Below are 18,456 nucleotides of genomic sequence, written 5' to 3' on the forward strand. Positions count from 1 at the left end.
CGACCTTTACGCCGCAACCCTTATATCCAACACAAAGCCCACTTCGATTCCTGGCTCGAATTTCAAGCCAAAGTTACCTAGTCCAATCGCTGCAATTACCTTAATTGGCTTCTTTAGCAATGATCTTATGCAGCATAAATCTCTAAAAAACAGCCGACAGCCGACATTTATACTAAATTGAGCCTTCTAACTATAGATTGATTGCCCACCAACAAACAGCCTTATAACATTGCGCCTAATGGCCCCCACTAGGGCTTTAGCCGCTATTCTTACTGTACTGGTTTTACTGCACGGGTCTTACCGTACTAGTCTTACTTACATAGCCGAATGTTGATATCGATAGGAAAGTGTTATGCCGAGCTCTAGCAAGAACGAATTTTATCACAGCCTGCAAAGCCAGATTGAGCAAATTAAGGCTGACGGCTTGTATAAACAAGAGCGTTACATTAGCTCACAGCAAAGCACCTCTATCGAAGTTGCTGGGCAACAAGTTATTAACCTTTGCGCCAATAACTACCTAGGCTTAGCCAACCACCCAAGCTTAATAAAAGCCGCCCAACAGGCCGCAGACGATTATGGTTTTGGCGTAGCTTCTGTGCGCTTTATTTGCGGCACCCAAACCATTCACAAGCAACTAGAAAATGAGCTGAGCAACTTCCTTAAAATGGAAGATACCATTCTTTACCCTTCCTGCTTTGATGCCAATGGTGGTCTATTTGAATCTATTCTTGGCCCAGAAGATGCCATTATCAGTGATGCGCTTAATCATGCCAGCATCATCGATGGCGTACGCCTATGTAAGGCCAAGCGCTACCGTTATGCCAATAACAATATGAGCGAACTGGAAGCACAATTACAAAAAGCTGATGAAGACGGTGCTCGTTTTAAATTGATTGCCACCGATGGTGTGTTTTCCATGGATGGCATTATTGCGGACCTAAAATCGCTTTGCGATCTAGCCGATAAATACAATGCCTTGGTTATGGTCGATGACTCTCACGCGGTAGGCTTTGTTGGCGCCAATGGCCGTGGCAGCCATGAATACTGCGATGTAATGGACCGTGTAGATATTATTACTGGCACACTGGGTAAAGCCTTGGGCGGTGCATCTGGTGGTTTTACAGCAGCCAAAAAAGAAGTGGTAGAAATTTTACGTCAACGCTCACGCCCCTATTTGTTTTCTAACTCAGTAGCCCCTGGTGTTGTCGCAACATCTTTGAAAGTACTGGAGCTTTTGCGCGAAGAGCCACAATTACGCGAGCAGCTGTGGAAAAACGCCGAGTACTTCCGTGAGAAAATGAGCGCTGCCGGCTTTACTCTCGCTGGCGCGGATCATGCCATCATCCCGGTGATGATTGGCGATGCCAAACTTGCCGGCCAAATGGCGGACAAGCTTTTGAGCAAGGGCGTTTATGTTATCGGCTTCTCATTCCCAGTCGTACCGCGCGGCGAAGCACGTATCCGCACCCAAATGTCGGCCCTGCATAGCCAAGAACAATTGGATCATGCCATTAACGCCTTTATCGAAGTGGGCAAAGAGCTAGACATCATCTAAGCCGAGTTTAAGAGATATAAAATGAAAGCACTTTCAAAGTTACACCCAGAACCCGGCATTTGGTTAAGCGATGTAGAAGCACCGAAACCTGGCGTCAATGATCTTTTGATCAAAACACGCTTAACGGCTATCTGTGGTACCGATATACATATTTACAACTGGGATAGCTGGTCACAGCAAACTATTCCAACACCGATGGTGGTTGGCCATGAGTTTGTTGGCGAAGTGGTTGCTGTTGGCGAAGGCGTAAAGTCTTTCCAAGTGGGTGATCGTGTTTCCGGTGAAGGCCATATCACTTGCGGACATTGCCGCAACTGTCGCGCTGGCCGTCGCCACTACTGTGCCAACACCCAAGGTATCGGGGTAAATATTCCGGGCGCTTTTGGCGAATACCTAACACTGCCAGAAGAAAATGCCTTTAAGATTCCTGAAGATATCAGCGATGAAATGGCCTCTATCTTCGACCCGTTTGGTAACGCCGTACACACCACTTTAAGCTTCGATCTAACCGGTGAAGATGTATTAATTACCGGCGCCGGCCCTATCGGCATTATGGCCGCTGGCATTGCTCGCCATGTTGGAGCCCGCCATGTGGTGGTAACCGATATCAACGATCACCGCCTAGCCATGGCCAAGACTATGGGTGCTAGCCGTGTAGTGAATGTTGCTAAAGAATCACTGCAAGATACCATGGCCGATCTAGGCATGACCGAAGGCTTTGATGTTGGCTTAGAAATGTCTGGCGTACCTAGCGCTTTTCAAAGCATGTTGAGCAATATGATTCACGGCGGCAAGATCGCCATGCTGGGAATTCCTCCCGATGATATGGCCATTAATTGGAACGAAGTTATTTTTAAGAGCCTTACCATCAAAGGTATTTACGGCCGCGAAATGTTCGATACCTGGCACAAAATGGCTTGCCTGCTGCAATCTGGATTGGATTTAAGCCCAGTGATTACCCATCAGTTTGATATCGATGATTTTCAGCAAGGCTTTGACACTATGTTGTCGGGGCAGAGCGGTAAAGTTATTTTAAAGTGGTAACGCCCTTTTAAAGTGGCCCAGTCACAATACAGCAACAACAATAAAAAATTTTAAAAATAAATTTTTAGCCGAGGAAACTGATCATGGCCATCAGTGTTTTTGATTTATTCAAAGTGGGCATTGGACCATCTAGCTCACACACTGTTGGCCCAATGCGGGCCGCCAAACAATTTTGCCATGCTTTAAAAAAAGCCGATCTACTTAGCTCCACGGCTCGCATCCACTCAGACATGTATGGCTCACTAGGCGCCACTGGCGTTGGCCACGGCACAGCCAAAGCGGTAATTCTAGGCTTATTAGGCGAAACCCCAGAACATGTAGATGTCGATAACATCGCCCGCATGGTGGCCGAAGCCCGCGAAGAAAAGTACCTAAACTTGCTCGGCGAGCACATTATCGACTTCGACGAAAAAAATGATTTAATTCTTCATCGCCGTAAAACCCTACCTTATCACCCCAACGGCATGGGCTTTCAGGCTTTCAATAAAGCCGGCGAGCTGTTACTGGAAAAAACCTACTACTCAGTAGGCGGTGGATTTATCGTCGGCGAGCAAACCGCCCAAGCGGACGCCGTAACCGAAGACCCTCGCCCAGAGGCTTATAAATTTGATTCCGCCGCACAATTGCTGAAGATATGCGAAGACAAAAACATCAGCATTTCAGATGTTATGTGGAATAACGAAGCCACCTGGCGCGCCGAAGCAGAAACCGCCAAAGGCCTAATGGATATCTGGGCGGTAATGCAAGAATGCGTAAACAATGGCTTACGCCACGAAGGATTATTACCTGGCGGGCTGAAAGTAAAAAGACGCGCCCGCGAAATGCAGCAGCAGCTACTGAGCCGCCCAGAAGCCTCTCTGGCCGACCCACTCACCACATTGGACTGGGTAACACTCTACGCACTCGCTGTGAACGAAGAAAACGCCGCTGGTGGCCGCATGGTAACTGCCCCCACCAATGGTGCTGCAGGCATTATTCCCGCAGTATTGCATTACTACATCCGCTTCGTCCCAGGCGCCAATGACAAAGGCGTACAAAATTTTCTACTGACCTCGGCCGCTATAGGCACCCTCTATAAACGCAACGCCTCCATCTCTGGCGCCGACGTAGGCTGCCAGGGCGAGGTTGGCTCCGCCTGCTCAATGGCGGCCGGCGGCCTCGCAGAAGTATTGGGCGGCAACCCAGCCCAAGTAGAAAATGCGGCTGAAATCGCCATGGAGCACAACCTAGGCCTAACCTGCGACCCAATCGGCGGCCTAGTACAAGTCCCCTGCATCGAACGCAATGCCATGGCCGCCATCAAAGCCATCCACGCCGCCCGCATGGCACTAAGAGGCGACGGCTCACACTTCGTATCACTGGATAAAGTGATAAAAACCATGCGCGACACAGGCCGCGACATGCAAGAGAAGTACAAGGAGACCTCTCGAGGAGGCCTGGCTGTGAATGTGTTGGAAGTGCCGGTGAATATTATTGAGTGTTGATTGGCGCTCAGCTCACAGAAAACTTCCGCTGACAGCTATAGTTGCTTACTATCTACGCCAATCAATTGCCGGAACTCGCTCTCGCTAAAATCAAAAATTTTATCTATAACCTTGATTTTATTAGGTAGACTTTTCCCTCCGGCCAGAACGCAAAATCCTTTGGTTGGTGCTCTTGAGTCGATATCGTGTATTGTACGACAGCGATCAAACAATACAAACCTTGACTGCGGATCCAGGTTGTTAATATGACCAACAAAACGAGGATAACCTCCAGTTTGATCGAATAAAAACCGGAGGGTTGTGCTAAAGTCTGGCCTTATTTCAAGCATTGCTGGAATTCGAATTACTTGACCATTTATAACAGCTTTTTCCTCTTCCCAGTCAACCGAAACCTCCCCCCCTAAAGCCGGGAATTCCCAGAAACTCATAATATCATCATCCCAAAAACGTAGATTTCTATGCACGACTTTAATCTCGGCTTCAACATTATCAAGTAAGTTTCTACCTAGACCCAAACGTCCATGAAATCCTATAAAAGGAAGCAATGTAGGTGCTACATCTAAGGTCGAACCCAACTTATCAATTTTTTTTGCTTCTTTTTTGCTAGGATCATATATCGCGAAAAAATTCCTTCTTTCCGCACTCTCCAAGATATCGTAAGCTGTGTTATACATTGCCAGATGGTCTGACATTAATACAATGACAGTGTTTTCAGAATATGGAGAGGCTTCGATTTTTTCTACAAATTGAGAAACCAGAAGATCGGTGCATTTGACGGCATTTAAAATCTGATTTTTCCCATCGCCATAGAGTTTATCCTCACAACTCCTTGCTGCATGCCCTCTAGGCGCATGTGTATCTAGCGTTAATGAAAATAAGGCAAACTTTCTTCCAGTTTGAGAGAGTGATAAATAGCGCTGAAACAAAAGATCCAACAGAGTATCATCATACAACCCCCATGTAGAAATATAAGATGCATCAAGTAACTTGGGACCCAATTCTTCTAAACCCTCTACTTTATTAAAACCATGGCCAGAAAAAAACTTCCCCTTTCCCGCGAAACTTAACTTTGCTCCAGCCATGTAGTTCAACTCATACCCTTGCTTACTCAGAACATCACCAAGACAAGTTGCGCCTTTAAGAAAGGTACTCATACCAGACATTGAATTATGGTGCGAAGGAGCTACAAGAGGAATACCACAGAGGCTGGCTGTCATCCCCCCAATAGTCCAACCTGTACCGTCAAGTTGAACAATATTAGTAAAGTGAACAGAGTTACCCTCTATTTCCTTTAAATTATCAACAAGCCCTGGAAATAGAGACTCGTTAAAGTAGGTTCTTTCCAGGCTCTCAAGGTAAATAAAAACTAGATTTTTGGTCCCTTTGCTCGAGCTTGGAATTAGTTCAGCAATTTGGTAACTATCGTAAAAATCACTATCAGCTCGAGCTACTTCAACCAAACCAAATAGGCCAGCAATCATCTTCCAACCATCAGCCACAAATATGGGGTAATCTCCGGCGGCCGCCACATTCTGCTCGCCACTTTTAAGTCGCGCCAAATCCCAAGCGCCTGGATTAAATAAAAAAGCAGCCAGCAATGACATAAAGGACAGCAAAGGCGCAACACGAAAACTACTAGCGCATCCTGAGAGCATCTTATATATAAATGCAAAAAACAGAAAAAAGGCAAAGATCAAAATCGATACCGGAGCAACATATTCCCAATACCCAGCGCCACCAAGGCCATAACGAAGGTGATAAACTACAGCGTCATTTATACCTTCACCGGTAAAGTAATCGGACGACACATGAGTTACAAAGAGTACGAACCACAAAGAATAAAAAAAAACCACAAGCCGTTTAAAGAATTTTGATACTACTGAATAGCGAAGACTATAAACGGACAATAAAAATGCCAGTAGGGCAATCAACAACAAGTAACTAGCAGGCATAAACCAACCTTAATACACCAACTTAGAAGAAAACGAGTTTGGCATTCCATTTTAACAATGACAAAGGCGCCGTTTATTTAAACGATTGAAGCAGAAGCCATACTACTTATCTAACGGCGCCACAGGGATACTTTCTTTTTGCTTTATCGCGACAGATTGCGATTGATAAATTTGAATTAGCGCTCGCAGTTCAACATCAGTAAGCAAAAACTCGAGCAACTCAGGCGTCATGGGCTTACTGATAGGGAGCTTTTCCTCTAGTTTCAGCTGAGCCGCCAAGTTAAATCCGAAGATTTTTTTGGACATTAGCGTTGTAAACTCCAAACCATTTATAACTTCGTTTGATAGCTTATACACAGCCCTGAAATCTCCCTCAAGCCAGTATCGGTGAAGCTTGACCCAAGCTTTAATATGCCCAGGAAATCTAGATAAATCACAAGATTCTAACCCCTTTAGAAAAGGGATCATTTGTTGAGCTGACGAAAACCTAAACAACCATGCAGTAATTTCAACAATCTCATTCCCCAGCTCCGTATGTGAAGCAAGCAATTCCTCATCACAGCTATTCAACAAGGCTGCCATCCAACTAGACTTCCCCGCATTACCCAAACTCAAATACATGCTCTGTCGCGGGGATTCTAACTTCTGTTTTAACTCGGCATAGAACAACTGAGTATTTCTATATACCGTCACATCACTATCCGTATTTGACGGAGACAATTCAAAATTCTCACGTTTTTCCTTTGCGACCACACCTTGAAGCAATCTGGATCGCCTAACCATTAGCATGCTATCCGCTCTTTCTCGTTTGTAACGCGACTTACTAGCCCCATAATCTAAAATCGGGAAAAAATCTGAGTTAGCAGGTATGGTATACGACTGCATAATAGCTCCAATAGCTCTTCGATTAGCAATTCTTTTAAAAGATAAATCTTGCTCACTAATCACACCTATATCACCCAGCTGCTTTTTAAAGTCTTTGTATTTAAACAGTGCAGCATAATCTGCTTGCAAGGGCGCACTTGCTGCCACAAATGCATAATCACCAGTGGAGACTCTATATACATGAACATATTCAAAATTTTCAAATAATGCTTTAGACACCGAGGCCAAGAGCTGATCGTTCAGCTCATAGAAATGCATCCACTGAACCAGCACTCCTCCTGGAACCAAGTACTGTTTCATACTACGATAAAACTCCGTAGTGAATAGGCCTGAAACACCACTTACCCAAGGGTTAGGAGGCTCTGAAACAATAGCATCATATCTCTTTTGCGAAGAAGAAAACGCGGTTTTTGCATCATCGAAGATCACATTACTTCTTGGATCGGAAAAAACTAAACCAACTTTTTCAGACAACAATTTAGCGCCATGGTAGACCTCTTCTTCGATTTCAATGGTATCAACCTGCTCAACCTCCGGGTGAAGCAACATAGTATGGGCAGTCAACCCTGATCCCATACCAATATTTGCAATCTGCTTGGCTTGAGGCCGATAGATATAAGGAAGAGCGCCCAGCAAGACCATTGTGGGCTCATCGCCCGTATACGTATCACCCTCATCACCTATATACAAGCTTGCATCTGGCTTGCCATTGTTTATCAAGGCGTAAAAATCACCATTTTTGCTCACTGCTACAGTAGACGTTTTTCCATCTTCATGAAAAATAATGCTTTTTTCACTAGACAGGCCCACGTCACCATAGCGAAAAACACCTGAGGACATTCGCTTAATATCAAATGACAAAGTAGAAACAAATAATAAAAGCACTATCGGCCCAGCCACTAATCCATAGTGCCACTGCTTTTCCAGCTTTCCACCAAACCTGGCCAATAGATATAGCCCCAGAATTAGATCCACGGCAGCCCCAATCAACAGAACAGCTTTCAAACCCAACACAGGCATAATCAATTGAGCTGCAATAAGAACACCCGCAATAGCGCCTATAGTATTCCACGCATATACTTTGCCAATCGATGAATCACTAACCCCCTTATTTAGCAAAATATAACTAATCATAGGAAGAGTCATGCCCGCGCATATTGTTGCCGGAAGCATAACAATAAAACAAAGAACTAAACTTAATGAAAGGTAAAGGATATATCCCTGATCATTGGCCTCAAGTGCATTAACTCCAAAGCTCATCAGATCAAAAATACTGCCGTAAAGTGGAACCGTGACAGCTGCAAAAAAACCCATACAAATTTGCACTATCGCTAGAGTTTTGATTGGGTCTTTCATCGAATCTAAATGTTTTCGAATCCAAAAACCACCTATAGCTAAGCCAAAAATAAAGGCCGACAACATTAATTCAAAAGAATGTGTCGACCCACCTAGCACCATTGTTAGCATTCGAATCCAAGCTATTTCATAAAGAAATGAGGCAAAACCCGTAAGGCAGGCCACTAATAGCAGTATGGAATTGATAGGTACACTACTATCAGCCAAGGTAGGACCTTGCTCATAGCTATCTTTTTTGCTTATAAGATACACAATCAGAGCAAGTACAATATTGATAATACCTGCGGTCAAAATAGAACCTGGCAGGCCAACTGCAGGAAGTATATAGAATGAATTTAACAAGATTCCAACTGCCGCACCCAAACTATTGGTAAAGTACAAGGCCGCTAAAGTGTTACCAGGATTGTTAGGAAACTTGCGAATTATACCTGCCGCTAGCAATGGAAATGTAGCACCAAGCAATATCGACTGCGGTAATATGAGCAGCGCACCTGTGGCCCACTTACTGCTATTTACCATAAGCGGAGAGTCAAAAGCGGGAATTAATGTACTAAAAGTAAAGTGCTGCACGTTGATGAAAACTGAGTGGAAACCCAACCCAAATAGACCGATCAATAACTCCGCTACGCCATAGGCCAAAATAAGATTTTTAAAGCTCTTGCCCCATTTTGCTGCAGCCATCGAGCCTATCGCCATCCCTCCCATAAAGATTCCGAGAACCAAAACTTGGGCATAAGAGGCGTGACCAAGCAAAAGCTTCAGATAATGCGACCAAATTGATTGATAAATCAGACCGGAGAAGCCGGACAAAGTGAAAATTAGTAAGAACACCAATAACCTGGAGTTTGCAGCAGCCATACTTTCCTACTTAGCAAATTATAAACATGACATTATCTTGCCAGAACCAGCAATCTAATTCCGGCAGCCTTCACTGACAAATTTTGTCAATGCAGCTCCATCTAGGGCGTATTTCGACATTCCCAAGGTAAATACTCATTGGGTATAGGGTCCGAGTCCCCTGGTACACAATCGTGCCGAACAATACCGTTAGAGTCGGTTGTAAAAACCAATTTTACCGACTTTCCATTTATTCTCGCCCCCACGGTACCCCTCATAAAGGCAATATATTCACCAGTGGCGCCATCGGATACCCTTGCGGTATATTGCCCTGAGGTTATCTTAGCACCAGCATACTCCTGCAACTCTGCAACGGTTGGAAACGCCCCTTTCTCCCCAACATAAGAGTGTATATCTGACTTCATAGCCCGCAGTATAGATACGGGTTCCGCAACTTTCGCGCGCGAAGAGTAGTCTTGATAGGCGGGAAGAGCAAGTGCCGCCAAAATCCCTATGATTGCGACAACAATCATTAACTCAATTAAAGTAAACCCTTTACTAGTCACTTTGCACCCATTTCTTATTAGATTTGATATTGGCTCATTGCAAGCGAATTCTATGCCACAATAACCCTCTATCAAATAAGTTATGTGTAATTTCCACTTAAACCCAAGGTGAACGGTGGTCCTGTCTGTGCTAGAGTTGCAACTTCTAAAGCCCTAGACTACAGCATGAAGATACTCCTTTTAACTTCCACCTATCCTCGTTGGCTGGGTGATACAGAACCCCTTTTCATACACAACCTCGCAAAATTTTTAATTCCGTACGGTGAAGTGCATGTACTGGCGCCTTGCGAGCAGGGTCTACCTAAAAGTGAAGTGCTCGAAGGCGTGCATATACACCGCTTTCAATACCTTCCTGCTAAATGGCAACAACTTTGCTACGATGGTGGTATTAATGCGAAATTAAGCAAAAACAAACTTAACTATTTGGCCATTCCCTTTTTCATTTTTTTCCAAGCTTATGCAGTTCATCGACTAATTAAATCACTTAATCCAGACTTGATTCATGCCCACTGGATTATTCCTCAGGGTTTTAGCATGTTGATTTATAAAAAGCTCACAGGATCATCAAAACTACCATGGGTGCTAAGTAGCCACGGGGGTGACCTCTATAGTTTTAGTAAATCTATATTTCAGCGATTAAAGCTCAATATCTGCAACAGCGCAAACCATATCGCCGTTGTGAGCAGCGCCATGAAAGATGATTTATGCGAACTTGGCATCAAACAAAATAGAATCAGCATCAACCCAATGGGAGTTGATTTAAGCAATACCTTTGTAGCCGGCAAACCAACATCAGAAAGACCAAAAGAGCTAATCTTTGTAGGCCGTCTAGTTGAGAAGAAAGGAGTAGAGTATCTACTTGAAGCACTAGCCATCCTAAAAAAAGAAGGTTTAAGCCCACAGCTAACAGTTATAGGTGATGGCCCACTTAAAAACCAATTAATAAGTAATGTGAGATCTTTAGACTTAGAGAATCAAGTAACTTTCTTAGGCGCCCTAAAGAATGACAGCATCCCAAAACATCTCAATCAGCATAAAATAGCAGTTATACCGTCTGTCAAAGCTGAAAACGGAGATCAAGAAGGGTTGGGATTAACCAATATTGAAGCTCTTGGTTGTGGCTGCTCGGTAGTCGCATCAGATTTACAAGCCATTAGAGATGCAGTACAAAACGAAGTAACTGGCCTACTAGTTCCCCAACGCTCCCCAGAGAAACTAGCAAGAGCTATAAAGCGGCTATATAACTCTCCAGAATTATGCGAAAAACTAGCCGAAAACGGCAGGATAGATGTAAAAAATAGATTTAATTGGCCCCAGATAGCTAAATCACATGCTGAGTTGTACAAAAGACAAATCGAAGAACTTGAAAATAGCCCTTCTAACTAACCCAGCTACAAATCACTCACTACAAGAAACCATATAAGGCGCAAAATGAAAGGGCAATATGAACTTGAACCAACTCAAGGCTCACCAACTATTTATAGCCAAGTGGTTTCCGGCTCCGGGGTTGAAGTCGTCCATAATTATCTTGCCGAAAACCTAAGTAATTACACCCTAAATACACTCAGCCCGAAACTTGGCGCTCTACCATGCCTGATACCAAGCTACAAGGGCAACTCCGATATAATCCATACAACAGCAGAACTAGGAACACGAGGCTTCACGGCAAGCGGGAAAAATTTATTGAGCATACATAACTATTACTACGATGAGCGATACCTCAGCAGCGTCAGGGATATAAAACGACGTCTTTACTACAAGCATATCGCCCGAGGGGCAAACGTAGCTGCCTGCAAGAAGGCGGACCACATCGTCACTGTAAGTAACTTCCTCGCCGATATTATTAAGCAGGAAATCAACCCCAAAACAGAGATCTCAGTAATCCATAATGGTATAGACACCCAAAGGTTTACAAAAAAGAAAAAAAACCACGAAAAGCCTAGGATTCTCTTTGCAGGAAACCCAATAGCAAGAAAAGGCTTTGATATATTCAAAGCCGTAGCAACAGCGCTTTCTCACAAAGCGGATTTTTGGGCTACAGGCGGATTACAAAATCACAAACAAGCGCACAGCGATCACATTCGCTTCATACCCAAAGTTCCATATAGTGAAATGCCAACAATCTTTCAAGAAAGCGATATTCTACTCTTCCCATCTCACCGCGAAGGTTTTGGACTTGTAGTCGCCGAAGCAATGGCCTGCGGCCAAGCAGTCGTATGCTCAAATAATTCAGCACTTCCAGAGCTAATTGATAGCGATCTTGGCGGCCTATTAGTAAACTCACACGAATACAAAGACTGGGTTAAAGCTGTAGAAACCCTAATCGATAGCAGTCATCTAAGACAGGAATTTGGAAACTACAACCGACACAAAGCAGAACAGTGCTTTGGACTAGAAAAAATGCTGACAGAGTACCAATTGGTATTTCAATCTTTAAAGTTCTAGCTACAAACTCGAAGAATTAAGCTGCAAAACGCTTAAGATAAAAAGCCGAAAAAACAGATAGCCCCGCAGCAATACTGTAAAAAATAAAACGATCTAGTATTACGCACAAGAGCACCACTTCCTCATCCAACCCAAAAGTTTTAGCTAAAAAGTACATTACCGCTTCAAATACGCCAATATTCCCTGGAGTAATCACGACAAACACTAACATTGAGGCAATTAGAGTAATGAACAGCAACGGCAAAAAATCCAATTCATTTGACATTAGTAAAGAAATCAACCACATGCTGATAACAGAGCAACCACATAGCCAAGTTCTTATGGCGCCAAGCGCAAGGACCTCAGCCACACTTGGAAACTCGGTCAATCCTAAGCGTGCCAGCAGGTGCTTCAACACCGAAGCGCCATCAAAAACCCACCAAGCCGCCAATAAAGCCAACAAGACCACCGGCGCAAAGTAGTACCAAGGAAAGGACAATACCGACAAAAACGGACGAATAAGCCCATCGTCAATCAATAACAACAGAGCAACTCCTCCACCCCCAACAATCCAAGCACCAAACTGAGCCGAAGCCATTGCGCCAATAAACTTAGAAATATCCACCTTCAGGTAACGCTTCATATACAAAGCTCTAAGCACGGAGGCAGTTTGCATTGGTGCAACCAAATTGAGAAAAGTGTTACTAACCGTCAGAAGAAAGCTTGGCAGCCAAACAATGGAAACTCCAAAAAACCGTAACGCAACACGGAATAGCTCCGCCTGTAAAAGATGCACGACCATAGGCATTAGAAGCAGGACGGGGATATAGGTAATCTCAATATTAGAATAGAGCTTATAATCTAAAGCGGCATAGTTCAGCAATATGCCCATGCAGGCTACAGCTAACAGGATACCAAAACCAAATTTAAGCATTATCTTTATAAAACAAAGTTGAAATCTGCTCTGAAACTAAGCCTATGAGAAACACCAACACAGACGACAAAATCAAAGCCAATCCCATATTGGTAAAACGCCCCAACGAAAGAAAGGTATAGAGATAGTACCCCACACCAGAGCAAAACAAACCCGCCGACGCTAATGAGAACAACTTCAATGGCGAGTAAAGGGTCGTTATCTTAAAAATTATCAGCAGAAACTTAATGCCATCCTTCCATATACGTATATGACTTTTTCCATCCCTTGACATTACTTCAATATCTACAAACCCAACCGCATAACCACTCCTAAGAAAAGCCATTGTGGATGTTGTTGGGTAAGAAAAGCCATTTGGCAACATATATAGAAATTGCTTGAACTTCTTGGCATTTACCACACGAAAACCAGATGTCAAATCCTCGACATTTGTTTCACTCATCCAGCTAGCAAATTTATTATATAAACTATTTGCTAAAAAGCGAGCATAAGAAGCTTGCCCTGATTTACTTCGCGCGCCAACCACCAAGTCATACCCAGAAGAAAATACAGATAACAATTTGGGAATATCCTGCGGGCGATGCTGGCCGTCCCCATCCATAAACACTATAGTTTCACAGCTAGCTGCTCTCGCACCGGTTTTGATTGCTGCACCATTACCTATACTATGCGGATGACTAATACATCTTACCTCATAACTCTCACACACTGATCTTGTGTCATCGCTTGAGCCATCATCAACTACTATAACCTCTTTAACACAATCTAATTCCTTAAGCCTAGGCAATACCTTCCGCAGCCCCTTCTCTTCATTTTTCGCTGGTATAACTACAGAAACACCCTTCATGTTACTTACAAGTTTTGTCATAAGCACTCCTACCTCTCACTTTCTAAATTGCTCAGCTCAACTGCCAACTTACTCAAAAACTTCTCATGAGCCTTTACCTGCAAGGCAAAACTAGAATTACCTGTAATTCCATCTAACCGCTGAATAGCCTCCTGCTTTCTACCCAAGGTTGCCAACAGCTGTACCACTCTAATAGACATTCGGTAGTTGGGTTTTGCCACACTCTGCATATCGCTAAGAGCAGCGAAAATATCCCCTTGATGCAACTTGATTTCCGACCGAAGAGCAAGAATATTATCGCGATTACTTACGTACTTAGGATGTTGAATAACCAAATCTGCAAGCTCTATTAGTTGTTCAATTGAGTATCCATCACAGGTTTTGCCACCCTTCAAGCGATCAAATAGGTCAGATATCGAACCAACAACTCCAATTGAAATCGACTCCCTAGTGGCCAACCCAAGCAATTCATCATTGAATCGGTAATCAAGCAAATCTGGGTATAAGCATGCATACTCTAATTGCAAAAGCCTTACCGTCAGATTTTGGGGAAAGTCGCCTCCCATCCGAGCTATCTCAGTTTTTACAGAGCTCATCTCGCCATGAACCTGATAAAGATAAATCATCATCTCTCGAGCCCGAAGAGAATCTGGCCTTTCCACTGTGTATAGATAAGCTAGACGCACAGGGTTGCCCCATAGCTTAACCAAATAAAAACTCTGCGATAATAGAACCCCCACATAAGCTAACAACAAGCCAATAACCAGGCGACGCTTTGCCAGAACAAATAGCTTTAAGCACAAATAGTATGCACCTATAGCTGACGCAAACCAAACCGCGAAACTAGGCAAATAACTTCTATGCTCGAAGTATAACTCCAAAGCCAATGTGGAACTTTCAAGTAAATGGCCACCAACAAACCAGGCTACCGCAAAGACAATTAAGTAGTAACGCTGCCTAACAGCAATCATAAAAAGTACAGCTAGCAACAACCAAGCTGTTAGAGCAAACGCCGTGGCAAGGGGCTCAAATATGCTTCTACTAATCGGATAATTTTCGTGATACAAACCAAGCTGCGCCATTCTAGGAAGAGCGATCTGTCTAAGGTAATCCCACACTATTACCGATTGAGACAACACCCTTTCTTGCACATCAAAGTCACGAGACTCAAAAGCTTCCGGCGTGTAGAACATACTAAGCAAATAGAATATGAAACCGCCAAAAATCAGCCACAAAGGCCATCGCACAATACAAATATAGAAGCGGTTTTTTTCCTGCCTACCTGCATCCAAAAAATAGTCTATACACAATAGATAAACTATCAGTAAAAAAGCTGTCTCCTTCGCGTAAAGCCCTGCCACACCAAATAGAGGAGTCACAAAGCATATCAAGAAAAAGGCGGCTTTAAGATTAGCCCGCCGAAGCAACAGGCGCCCCCAAAGAAACGAGAGACAACCCAACAACACAAAGAGAGAAGAGAGTAGGGTCATTCTCTGCACTATATACAGCACAGAAGACACCTGAATCGGGGCGCAGGCCCAAATCATTGCTATTGCAATAGCAATGTAGAAAGCGTGCGCCTTCTCTTTCAGCGGCCCATATTTAATTAGCAAAAACGCCAGACAACAAATTGCTACTGTATTGAGAGCATGTATAACAATATTAACAAAGATAAAATTTCTGGGATTTGGCCAACTCTCAAGCTGTAACGCAAAACTCAATAAACTTAGCACCCTCCCTAAAGGGCCTGCTTGACCATTGCTGATAGCATAGTAAATACCACCTGACTTTAAGTCATCGAATATTGCCGGCAAATTGCCAAAATCATCCAGCCAAAAACCACCACTTATCCCTGGCATAAACAACAGCAGCACAAAAGCTGGCAACATAAAACACAAGGAGAGTTTCAGCAGACATGGGGCACGTATTATCAAAACTTAGCAACCGGAATTTAAGCATACTCAGAAACAAAAAATCCGGCAAACGCCGGATTTTTCAATCGTAAATTCTATAGAGTTAACTCTATTAGAAGTCGCGACAATCAGCTGGTAAAAACTTAGAGCCGATATCACCAGCACCACAGCTGCTAGTCAATAGGCCATCAACTGTAATCCACTTCATTGAAACGGTCTTACCATTGATGTTTGCGCCAATACCATCGCGTAAAGTTGCAGTCATAACTAATTCGGCATCACCACCACCAGATACTTCAATCTTCTCTACATACTTACCAGACTTAACCTTTGGACCAGCATAGCTTTCAAAAGTATCCATCGAGTCTGGCAGCAAGCCAGTATCAGTGTAGAAAGCCGCAACATCAATCTTCATACCACTTAACAAAGCTACAGGCTCAGAAACTTTCGCGCGAGAGTTGTAATCCTGGTAAGCCGGCAAAGCAACAGCAGCCAAAATACCGATGATCGCAACAACAATCATCAATTCAATCAAGGTAAAACCTTTTTGAGCGTTTTTCATCTTTTAAATCTCCAAAAAAATAAATCCGGTCCCATCCATAAAGCATAGACCGTGCCAACCATTGAGAAATAGCCTGCAGAGTAGACATTTCACGGAATCAGAACCTGCGAAGGCAATAACAAAGTGTGACCCAGTTCACACAGAGTGACAAGATACGTCACCTTGTGGCAAACTTGGTACTTTATTGTTGCCTACACAGCCTTTTTACTGAAAGCGAGGCTATACTACAGCTAATTTCGTTTCATAAATATGATGAATTTCTAGCTTTCACATAGGCTTATCATATAAAGTTGAATTATATTGTAAGTATTGGATCGAATAGCCTTAGTTAAGCTATCAACCTTTAAACTATATCGGAATGGACTAATGTCGGCGGAAGCCCCACAACTCAGCGGCCTGGCCCAGCGCCTTGTCAGGGATAAGCTACTTTCATTGGAAGATGCGCAAGAGGCTGTCGCTGAAAGCAAGCTAGAAAAAGAGCCTTTTGTTCAATATTTGGTCAAGCGAAATATTCTTGCTGCTTCAGCTGTTGCAACTGCAGCGGCTGATGAGTTTGGCACACCTTTAATCGATCTAGATGCCTTTGCCGTAGATGCCGCCCCTAAAGATGTCGTTGATAAGCAACTTATTGCCAAACATAGCGCACTGCCTCTTTACCAAAGAGGCAACCGCTTATTCTTGGCAATGGCAGACCCAACCAATATTCGCGCCCTTGATGAGATTAAATTCAATACCGGGATGGGGACAGAGGCGATACTTGTAGAGGCCGATAAACTCTACTTAGCTTTAGAACGCTTTGTTGCCAGCGCCGAAGAAAGCCTTGGGGATGCCCTCGGTGATATCGATGATGATTTTGACGGCCTTGTATTGGAAGATGGTAGCGGTAGCGCCGATCTTGATGATGCTGACCAAGAAGAAGTCGATGAAGCCCCTATTGTGCGCTTTATCAATAAAGTTTTGCTGGATGCGATTAAGGGCGGCGCCTCTGATATCCACTTTGAGCCCTATGAAAAGGCTTATCGAATTCGCTTTCGCACCGATGGTGTGCTGCATGAGGTTACCAAACCTCCCACAGCTTTGGCCACTCGCTTAGCTGCGCGTTTGAAGGTAATGTCTCAGATGGATATTTCTGAGCGCCGCGTACCGCAAGATGGGCGTATTAAATTACGTGTATCCAAAACCAAAGCAATTGATTTTCGTGTAAACACCCTGCCTACTTTATTCGGTGAGAAAATCGTATTGCGTATTTTGGACCCCAGCAGCGCGCAGCTGGGTATTGACGCACTTGGCTATGAAGATTTTCAAAAGCAACTGTATTTAGATGCTTTAAATCAGCCACAGGGCATGATTCTAGTAACCGGGCCAACGGGCTCAGGTAAAACAGTATCTCTATATACGGGATTGAATATCCTCAACACCCCAGAGCTAAACATCTCTACCGCTGAAGACCCAGTGGAAATTAACCTTGAGGGTATTAACCAGGTTCAGGTTAATAATAAAGTTGGCCTTACTTTCGCCGAAGCCTTGCGCTCCTTCCTACGACAAGATCCAGATATCGTGATGGTCGGTGAGATTCGAGATCTTGAGACCGCCGAAATTGGCATTAAAGCGGCACAAACCGGTCACTTGGTGCTCTCAACTTTGCACACAAACTCTGCACCGGAAACCTTAACGCGATTATTAAATATGGGCGTACCCGCTTTTAACGTCGCCACCACGGTTAGCTTGATTATTGCCCAACGTCTTGCGCGTAGATTATGCCCAGAGTGTAAGGAAGAAACGGAAATCCCCGATGATATTATGAGTGCAGAAGGTTTTGATAATATTGGCATAGATAAAGCCGAGTTTGATATTTTTAAAGCTGTGGGCTGCTCTAAATGCTCAAACGGCTACAAAGGCCGTGTGGGCGTATACGAGACCGTGCGTATTACCCCCAAAATTTCTTCTTTGATCATGGAGGGTGGTAACTCATTGCAAATTGCCGACGCTGCCGCCGAAGAAGGCTTTAATAATTTGCGCATTTCTGCGCTTCGTAAAGTCGCACAGGGTTTAACCAGCCTTGAAGAAGCTAACCGCGTAACTAAAGATTAAGCTTAG

The 18,456-nt window shown here is 43.8% G+C and carries 13 protein-coding genes; 6 read left to right on the plus strand and 7 right to left on the minus strand.

Annotation, left to right across the window (positions count from 1 at the left end; translation table 11 throughout):
- The first annotated feature begins 352 nt into the window (after positions 1 to 352).
- The 3 genes from Q1A41_RS06970 (at position 353) to Q1A41_RS06980 (ending at position 4,083) form a co-directional block, all read left to right on the plus strand.
- Positions 353 to 1,555 carry a glycine C-acetyltransferase gene (locus Q1A41_RS06970; RefSeq protein ID WP_299976300.1) on the plus strand — a complete coding sequence of 401 codons (1,203 nt, stop codon included), beginning with the start codon at positions 353 to 355 and terminating at the stop codon, positions 1,553 to 1,555.
- A 21-nt stretch (positions 1,556 to 1,576) separates the two neighbouring features.
- A complete protein-coding gene (gene tdh / locus Q1A41_RS06975; RefSeq protein ID WP_299976303.1) occupies positions 1,577 to 2,599 on the plus strand; it encodes an L-threonine 3-dehydrogenase in 1,023 nt (340 codons plus the stop codon).
- Between the two features lie 83 nt (positions 2,600 to 2,682).
- On the plus strand, positions 2,683 to 4,083 hold the full coding sequence (locus Q1A41_RS06980) for an L-serine ammonia-lyase (RefSeq protein WP_299976306.1): 1,401 nt from the start codon (positions 2,683 to 2,685) through the stop codon (positions 4,081 to 4,083).
- 35 nt (positions 4,084 to 4,118) lie between these two features.
- Here the strand turns inward: Q1A41_RS06980 and Q1A41_RS06985 are convergent, their stop codons facing one another.
- The 3 genes from Q1A41_RS06985 to Q1A41_RS06995 form a co-directional block, all read right to left on the minus strand.
- Positions 4,119 to 6,035 (minus strand): sulfatase-like hydrolase/transferase, encoded by a 1,917-nt coding sequence (locus Q1A41_RS06985; protein WP_299976308.1) that lies wholly within the window; start codon positions 6,033 to 6,035, stop codon positions 4,119 to 4,121.
- A gap of 102 nt (positions 6,036 to 6,137) precedes the next feature.
- Positions 6,138 to 9,134: a spermidine synthase gene (locus Q1A41_RS06990; RefSeq protein WP_299976311.1), complete on the minus strand. Its 2,997-nt coding sequence runs from the start codon at positions 9,132 to 9,134 to the stop codon at positions 6,138 to 6,140.
- 101 nt (positions 9,135 to 9,235) lie between these two features.
- Positions 9,236 to 9,679 (minus strand): pilin, encoded by a 444-nt coding sequence (locus Q1A41_RS06995; protein WP_299976313.1) that lies wholly within the window; start codon positions 9,677 to 9,679, stop codon positions 9,236 to 9,238.
- Between the two features lie 165 nt (positions 9,680 to 9,844).
- Here Q1A41_RS06995 and Q1A41_RS07000 point away from each other — a divergent pair, with 165 nt between their 5' ends.
- Both Q1A41_RS07000 and Q1A41_RS07005 read left to right on the plus strand, forming a co-directional pair.
- Complete coding sequence (locus Q1A41_RS07000) at positions 9,845 to 11,065, plus strand: glycosyltransferase family 4 protein (protein ID WP_299976316.1); 1,221 nt, start codon at positions 9,845 to 9,847, stop codon at positions 11,063 to 11,065.
- Positions 11,066 to 11,110: 45 nt separating this feature from the next.
- Positions 11,111 to 12,124, plus strand: coding sequence for a glycosyltransferase family 4 protein (locus Q1A41_RS07005; RefSeq protein WP_299976319.1), 1,014 nt, complete (start codon positions 11,111 to 11,113; stop codon positions 12,122 to 12,124).
- Positions 12,125 to 12,140: 16 nt separating this feature from the next.
- Here Q1A41_RS07005 and Q1A41_RS07010 read toward each other — a convergent pair whose 3' ends face one another.
- From Q1A41_RS07010 to Q1A41_RS07025, 4 genes are all read right to left on the minus strand, one after another.
- Positions 12,141 to 13,037 carry a YbhN family protein gene (locus tag Q1A41_RS07010; protein WP_299976322.1) on the minus strand — a complete coding sequence of 299 codons (897 nt, stop codon included), beginning with the start codon at positions 13,035 to 13,037 and terminating at the stop codon, positions 12,141 to 12,143.
- Positions 13,030 to 13,905 carry a glycosyltransferase family 2 protein gene (locus Q1A41_RS07015; protein ID WP_299976325.1) on the minus strand — a complete coding sequence of 292 codons (876 nt, stop codon included), beginning with the start codon at positions 13,903 to 13,905 and terminating at the stop codon, positions 13,030 to 13,032. The genes Q1A41_RS07010 and Q1A41_RS07015 overlap by 8 nt, the downstream gene beginning before the upstream one ends.
- Positions 13,906 to 13,913: 8 nt before the next feature.
- Positions 13,914 to 15,077, minus strand: coding sequence for a hypothetical protein (locus Q1A41_RS07020; protein WP_299976328.1), 1,164 nt, complete (start codon positions 15,075 to 15,077; stop codon positions 13,914 to 13,916).
- 832 nt (positions 15,078 to 15,909) lie between these two features.
- Positions 15,910 to 16,359 (minus strand): pilin, encoded by a 450-nt coding sequence (locus Q1A41_RS07025; protein ID WP_299976331.1) that lies wholly within the window; start codon positions 16,357 to 16,359, stop codon positions 15,910 to 15,912.
- A gap of 366 nt (positions 16,360 to 16,725) precedes the next feature.
- Here Q1A41_RS07025 and pilB point away from each other — a divergent pair, with 366 nt between their 5' ends.
- Positions 16,726 to 18,450, plus strand: coding sequence for a type IV-A pilus assembly ATPase PilB (pilB, locus tag Q1A41_RS07030; protein ID WP_299976333.1), 1,725 nt, complete (start codon positions 16,726 to 16,728; stop codon positions 18,448 to 18,450).
- The last annotated feature ends 6 nt before the right edge of the window (positions 18,451 to 18,456 follow it).

It is taken from the genome of uncultured Pseudoteredinibacter sp. (assembly GCF_947502065.1).
Lineage (GTDB): Bacteria > Pseudomonadota > Gammaproteobacteria > Pseudomonadales > Cellvibrionaceae > Pseudoteredinibacter.